The organism is Achromobacter sp. Bel (assembly GCF_012928505.1).
Lineage (GTDB): Bacteria > Pseudomonadota > Gammaproteobacteria > Burkholderiales > Burkholderiaceae_B > Achromobacter.
Genome location: NZ_JABBJN010000111.1, coordinates 1 through 6,602 on the forward strand (window position 1 = coordinate 1; position 6,602 = coordinate 6,602).

At 67.7% G+C, this 6,602-nt stretch carries 7 protein-coding genes and 1 pseudogene; all 8 read right to left on the reverse strand.

Going from position 1 to position 6,602, the window contains the following annotated elements; genetic code table 11:
* On the reverse strand, positions 1 to 123 hold a 123-nt coding region (locus HG262_RS30620), incomplete at its 3' end, for an SDR family NAD(P)-dependent oxidoreductase (protein WP_169274570.1).
* A gap of 1 nt (position 124) precedes the next feature.
* The gene (locus HG262_RS30625; protein ID WP_169274571.1) at positions 125 to 823 is read right to left on the reverse strand and encodes an ABC transporter ATP-binding protein; all 699 of its coding nucleotides are present in this window, start codon (positions 821 to 823) and stop codon (positions 125 to 127) included.
* A 12-nt stretch (positions 824 to 835) separates the two neighbouring features.
* Positions 836 to 1,594: an ABC transporter ATP-binding protein gene (locus HG262_RS30630; RefSeq protein ID WP_248293540.1), complete on the reverse strand. Its 759-nt coding sequence runs from the start codon at positions 1,592 to 1,594 to the stop codon at positions 836 to 838.
* 11 nt (positions 1,595 to 1,605) lie between these two features.
* A complete protein-coding gene (locus HG262_RS30635) occupies positions 1,606 to 2,652 on the reverse strand; it encodes a branched-chain amino acid ABC transporter permease (protein WP_169274573.1) in 1,047 nt (348 codons plus the stop codon).
* Positions 2,653 to 2,683: 31 nt separating this feature from the next.
* The gene (locus HG262_RS30640) at positions 2,684 to 3,604 is read right to left on the reverse strand and encodes a branched-chain amino acid ABC transporter permease (protein ID WP_169274574.1); all 921 of its coding nucleotides are present in this window, start codon (positions 3,602 to 3,604) and stop codon (positions 2,684 to 2,686) included.
* A gap of 28 nt (positions 3,605 to 3,632) precedes the next feature.
* A complete protein-coding gene (locus tag HG262_RS30645; protein ID WP_169274575.1) occupies positions 3,633 to 4,814 on the reverse strand; it encodes an ABC transporter substrate-binding protein in 1,182 nt (393 codons plus the stop codon).
* A 60-nt stretch (positions 4,815 to 4,874) separates the two neighbouring features.
* The gene (locus tag HG262_RS30650; RefSeq protein ID WP_169274576.1) at positions 4,875 to 6,329 is read right to left on the reverse strand and encodes a 2-hydroxymuconic semialdehyde dehydrogenase; all 1,455 of its coding nucleotides are present in this window, start codon (positions 6,327 to 6,329) and stop codon (positions 4,875 to 4,877) included.
* Positions 6,326 to 6,602, reverse strand: a pseudogene (locus tag HG262_RS30655) (class II aldolase/adducin family protein); the annotation flags it as partial. The gene HG262_RS30650 and the pseudogene HG262_RS30655, both read right to left, overlap by 4 nt.

A 6,602-nucleotide genomic window follows, 5' to 3' on the forward strand; every position in this document is an offset into this window, starting at 1 on the left:
TTCGGCTTGCTTGCGGTCCGCCAGCAGCACATAGGCGCCCTCGTCCACGAAGCGCCGCGCAATCGCCAGCCCGATGCCGCCCGCCGCGCCGGTGACCAGCGCTACCTTGTCCTGCAATTTCATTTCAGACTCCCACGTAGGCGGCCACCAGGTCGGGCCGCGCTGACAATTCCACTGAACTGCCGCGCCACACCGTCGTCCCCTTGTCCAGGATGACGTTGTGGTCGGACAGCCGCAGCAAGGCCGTGGTGTTCTTGTCCACCACGATCATCGCCAAGCCTTCCGCCTTCAACTGCGCCAGCACGCGCCAGATCTCGGCCCGCACGACGGGCGCCAGGCCTTCGGTGGCCTCGTCCAGCACCAGCAGGCTGGGGTTGGTCATCAGCGCGCGCCCCAGCGCCAGCATCTGCTGTTCGCCGCCCGACAGTTGCGTGCCCAGGTTGGCGCGGCGTTCCTGCAGCCGGGGAAACAGCGCATAGACGCGCGCCAGCGTCCAGGCCGGGGCGCGGCCTCGATCGTTGGCGGTGGCCACCAGATTTTCTTCGACGGTCAACGTGGGGAAAATCTGGCGCCCTTCCGGCACCAGCGACAACCCCAGCCGTCCGATCCGGTACGGCGCCATGCCGCGCAACGAACGGTCCCCGTACTGGATGCTGCCCTGGCTGGCGGGCAGCAGGCCGAACAGGCATTTGATGACCGTGCTTCGGCCCATGCCGTTGCGGCCGATCAGCCCCACCACTTCGCCCTGCCCGACGGCCAGGTCCACGCCGAACAGCGCCTGGCAATGGCCGTAGCCCGCCGTCAATCCGCGTATTTCCAACATCGCGGCTCTCCTTCAAGCGTCGGCGTCGTCGCCCAGATAGGCGCGGCGAACGTCGGGGTGGTTGCGGATCGCGTCGGCCGAGCCGGTCGCGATGACCTTGCCGTAAACCAGCACGCTGATGCGGTCGGCCAGCGCGAAGACGGCGTTCATGTCGTGTTCCACCAGCACGATGGTGTAGCGGCCCTTCAGGCTTTGCAGCAAGGCGATGACGCCGGCGCTTTCGGCTGCGCTCATGCCTGCCATCGGCTCGTCCAGCAACAGCACGGACGGCTGGCCCGCCAGCGCCATGGCGATCTCCAGTTGACGGCGCTGCCCGTAGGCCAGGCTTTCCACCGGTGACTCGGCCACCGCGTCCAGACCGCAGGCGCGCAACGCCTCGCGCGCCGCGTCCATCACATCGGCGCAATCGCGCAGCGCGGTCCAGGCCGACAGCCTGCGACGGCGCTTGCGCAACGCCGCCAGGCACGCGTTCTCCAGCACCGTGTAGCTATCGAACACCGACGTCACCTGATACGAGCGCAGCATGCCCAGCGCCACGCGTTCCTGGACGGTGGCCCGCGAGACATCCGCCGCGCCCAGGCTGACCGAACCGCCGTCGGGCCGCAGTTCGCCCGACAGCAGATTGATCAGCGTGGTCTTGCCCGCGCCGTTGGGGCCGATCAGTGCGTGCAGCTCGCCGGGCGCGACATCCAGCGACACGCCATCCGTGGCGGCCAGCCCGCCAAAACGGCGGACCAGATCGCGGGTGGCCAGCGCAGCTGGCGCCGTCATCGCCGCCGCCGTCATACCGAGGCCTCCTTGATCTGCGCCTTGCTGCCGGGAGCCTTTTTAATGGACGGCCCGTCCGCCGGGACTTGTTTCAACGGCGGCGCATCGGCTGGCGCCAGCCGTGGCCAGCGCAGCCACGCCAGCGAGCGGCCGTAGCCACCCCGGGCCAGCATCGCGATCACCACCACCACCGGTCCCATCAGCAGCATCCAATGCTGCGTCACGCCCTTGAAGGCCTCTTCCAGCAGCAGGTACGCCACCGCGCCGAAGATCGGGCCCAGCACATTGCCCAGGCCGCCGATCACCACCATGACGATCAGTTCGCCGGATACCGGCCACGACATGTAGCTGGGCGAGGCGAAGGCGGTCAGGTTGGCCAGCAACAGGCCCGCGATGCCGGTCAGCACGCCCGAGGCCACATAGGCCGTCAGCCGCACGCCGAACACCGAATAGCCCAGCGCGTCCACGCGGCGCGGATTGGCGTGCGTGGCGCGCAGGATCATGCCGAACGGCGACCGCCGCAGCCGCAGCATGCCCAGACTGGCCGCCAGCAGCAGCGCCCAGGCGGCCCAATAGACCGGCTGGCTGCCGCCCAGATCGAACAGGCCGAACGCGCTGGCCTCGTAGATGTTCAGCCCATCGTCGCCGCCGTACTCGCGCAGGCTCACCGCCAGAAAATAGAACATCTGCGCAAAGGCCAGCGTAATCATGATGAAGCCGATGCCCGAGGTGCGCAGGCACACCGTCCCGACCACCAAGGCGACCAGCGCGCAGACGACGATGCACACGGCCAATTGCGCCCAGCCGTTGCCGATGCCGTAAAAGCTCAGGATGCCCACGGCGTAACAACCCAGGCCCAGGAACATGGCGTGGCCGAAGCTGACCAGCCCGGCAAAACCCAGCACCAGGTTCAGCGCCAGCGCCGCCAGCGCGTAGATCAGGATGCGCGCGCCCAGCGTCACATAAAAGGGTTCGCCCAGCCACTGCGCCACGAGCGGGACGGCGGCCAGGACCAGGAACAGCAGTGGCAGCACCCAGCGCCGGTACGAAGATTCTTGCATGATGGATTGCCCTTGTTCAGTGGCACGCGGCTCAACGGCGCGCCGAAAAGACCAGGCCTTGCGGGCGAACCGCCAGCACCACGGCCATCAGTACGTAGATCAGCATCGACGCCAGCGCCGGCCCGACCGCATTGGCGACCGGCGCATCGAACACGGCGCGCAGCAGGTCCGGCAGAAAGGCCCGCCCCAGCGTGTCGATCATCGCGATCAGCAACGCGGCAATCAGCGTGCCCCGCACCGAACCGATGCCCCCCACCACGATGACCACCAGCGCCAGGATCAGCACCGGTTCGCCCATGCCCGACTGCACCGACAGGATCGGTCCCGCCAAGGCGCCGGCCACGCCGGCCAGCACCGACCCCAGCAGGAACAGCAGTGTCTTCAGCAAGTCGACGTTAGCGCCCAGCACGCTGGCAATGGGCGCGTTGCTGGCACCTGCGCGGATCAACATGCCGAAGCGCGTGCGCTGGATAAGGAACCACGCCCCCACGGCCACCAGGGCGCCGATCCCGATGATCATCAGCCGGTAGACGGGGTAATCGCTGCCGAACAGGCTGACCGCCCCCTCCAGTCCCTGCGGCACCGCGGCGTAATATGGCCGGCTGCCCCAGATGACCGAGGCGAGCTCGTTGAAGAACATCATGAGCCCGAACGTGGCCAGCACCTGGTACAGGTGGTCGTGCCGATACAGCGGGCGCGCGATCAGGCGTTCCAGCACCACGCCCACGAATCCGCTCCCCGCCACCGCGGCCAGGATGGAGAACGCGAACGACCCGCTGGCGTTATAGGCGGTGGCCCCCAGAAAGGCGCCGATCATGTACAGGGAACCGTGCGCCAGGTTGATGAAGTTCATGATGCCGAAGATCAGGGTCAGCCCCGACGACATCAGGAACAGCAACGCGCCCAGCTGCAGGCCATTGAGCAATTGCGACAACAGCAGCGATCCGTTCATCGGACGTCTCCCGAGGGCCGCCGGCCCATCACTTCAGCGGGCAGTCCGCCACGTAGGCGTCCTGATGGTCCGTCAGCACGGTGGCCAGCTGTTTCAGGCCGATGCCGTCGCCCTCTTTCACCACCTGGTACGCATACAGGTTCTGCACCGGCATGTTGTTGGTGTTGAAGCGGAACTTGCCGCGCACCGACGGGAAGGTGGCGCCCGCCGCCTTCACGGCCGCCGCCAGCGACTTGCTGTCGCCCACTTTTCCGCCTTGCGCGCGCACGGCCGCGTCCAGCAGGTAGGCCGCATCGTAGCCGCCCACGGCGTACTCCGAGGGCAGGCGGCCGTACTTGGCCTTGAAGGACTCGACGAACTTGCGGTTCTGCGGGTTGTCCAGCGTGGTCGCCCACGGCGTGCCGTAGATGGCGCCCACGGCCTGCTCTTTCAGCGCAGTCAGCGTGTTGGAGTCGATCAGGCTTTCCGAGAAGAACGGCAGCTTCTCCATCAGCCCCGCCTGGCGCAGCTGGCGCACGAAGTTCACGCCCACCCCGCCGGTATAAAAGGCAAAGAGCGCATCGGGCCCGGCCGACTGCATGCGCGAGATCTCGGCCGAATAGTCCAACTGCCCCAGCTGCGTATAGACCTCGTCGGCCGGCGCCGCGCCATAGAAACGCTTGAAGCCCGCCAGCTTGTCCTTGCCCGCCTGATAGTTGGCCGACATCAGGTAAGCGCGTTTGTAGCCCTGATCCTTGACGTACTTGCCCATGGCCTCCGACATGCTGTCGTTCTGCCAGCCCAGCACGAAGAGGTTCGGCAGGCACATGCGGCCGGCGATGGGGGCCGGCCCCGCATTGGTGGACAGTGCCACCACGCCGGACTCCTTGATGCGCCGCAGCTCGGCCATCAGCACATTCGAAAAGCCCAGCCCGACCATCACGTCGACCTTGTCCTTTTCGATGAATTTCTGCACGATCTGCGCGCCCACGTCGGGCTTGAGCTGATCGTCGTCACGGATCACCACCGCCTTCTGCCCGCCCAGGCTGCCGCCCAACTGTTCGATGCCCAGCATCAGCCCGTCGTACTGGTCCTGGCCCAGCGCCGCCTGCGGCCCGGACAACACGCCCGTAAAGCCTATGCGGATGTCGGCGCGCGCCGATTGCGGCGTAGCCACGACCAGGGCCGCCGCCGCAGCCAACGCGGCCAGGCCGCTCGGGATTGCTTGCATGAGATGTCTCCTTGGGGGTTGGGCGGCGGCGCCGTTCTGCGCGGCGCCTGCCTTGACGCGTCAGAGCTTCACGCAGACATTGCGCAGCTCGGTGTAGAACTCCAGCGAATGCACGCCGCCTTCGCGGCCGATGCCCGATTGCTTGGCGCCGCCGAACGCCGTGCGCAGGTCGCGCAGAAACCACGAATTGATCCAGCAGATACCCACGTCCAGCGCCGCGCCCAGGCGGTGGGCCGTGCCGACATTGCTGGTCCACACCGTCGCGGCCAGGCCGTAGGGCGTGGCGTTGGCCAGGGCGATGGCTTCCTCTTCCGTATCGAACGGGGCGACGTGGCAGCACGGCCCGAAGATTTCCTGCTGGATGACCGCGGAGGATTCCGGCAGGCCGGTCCACACGGTGGGCTGGATCCACGCGCCCGCAGCCAGGCCGTCGGGCATGTCCGGCACGCCACCGCCCGCCACCACCGTCGCGCCCTCTTCGCGGGCACGCGCGTAAAAGCTCAGCACCTTGTCGCGATGGCGCTGCGAAATCAGGGGGCCCAGGTTCATGCCCGGATCTTTGGGCCGGCCCAGCTTGAAACCGCGCGCCCGTTCCCCGAGCGCCGCGACGAAGCGCTCGAAGATGGGCCGCTGCACATAGACGCGCTCGGTGCCCAGGCAGACCTGTCCGGTGTTGTCGAACGCCGCGCGGGCGATGCCCGCCACCGCGCGGTCGAAATCGGCGTCCGCGAAGACGATGCCCGCGTTCTTGCCGCCCAGTTCGAACGACACGGGCCGCACGCCTACCGCGGCCGCCTGCATGATGGCTTCGCCGGTGCGGGTCTCGCCCGTAAACGTGATGCCGTCCACCAAGGGGTGGCGGCTGAGTTTTTCGCCTGCGGAACCGGGCCCGAAACCGTGGACCACGTTGTAGACGCCGGCCGGCACGCCGACCTCGTTCATGACTTCACCCAGCAGGGTAGCGGTGCCCGGTGTGTCTTCGGAAGGTTTGACCACGACCGTGTTGCCGCAGGCCAGCGCCGGCCCGACCTTCCAGGTCATCAGCAAGAGCGGCAGGTTCCACGGGCAGATCACGCCGATGACGCCGCGTGGCACGCGCACGCCGTAATTCAGCGCATGGCCGCCGTCGGGCGTTTCCAGGTCGAAGGTCTCGTTGGGGACGTTGCGGATCAGGTCCGCGAAGATCTTGAAATTGGCCGCGCCGCGCGGAATATCCAGATGGCTGGCCAAGTCGTACGGCTTGCCGGTGTCGGCGATCTCGGCGTCGACGAAATCGTCGAAGCGGCGGGTGATGCCGTCGGCCACCGCGTGCAGCAGCTCCACCCGCTGCTGCGTTTTCAGCTTGCCCCATGGGCCGCGCAACGCCGCCTTGGCCGCCCGCGCCGCGGCGTCGACTTCGGCGTCACCCGCCTCGTGCACCCGCCCGATCAGCCGGTTGTCGACCGGGTCGCGGTTGTCAAAGGTCTTTCCCGTTTCGACCCAACGGCCGTCGATGAAATTGCGGAAATCGGTCATTGCGCCCTCGGTTGTGACAGGTCGGCCAGCGCGCCCTCGGGGTCGCCGGCGGTCAGGAATTCCCACATGCGTTCATAGATGCGGCCAGTGCCCACCGCGCGGGCGGCGGCCTCTTTGGGCGACAGGACGGGCCCGCCGTCGGCCAGCCCCGCCGCGCGCAGTTGCCATTCGATCCGGGCCGCGTCTTCCAGATACCAGGTCAGCACGGTGGCATGCATCAGCGACTCGGCCGCCACGACGGCGCCGTTGCCGCGCATGGCGATCGCGCGGGCG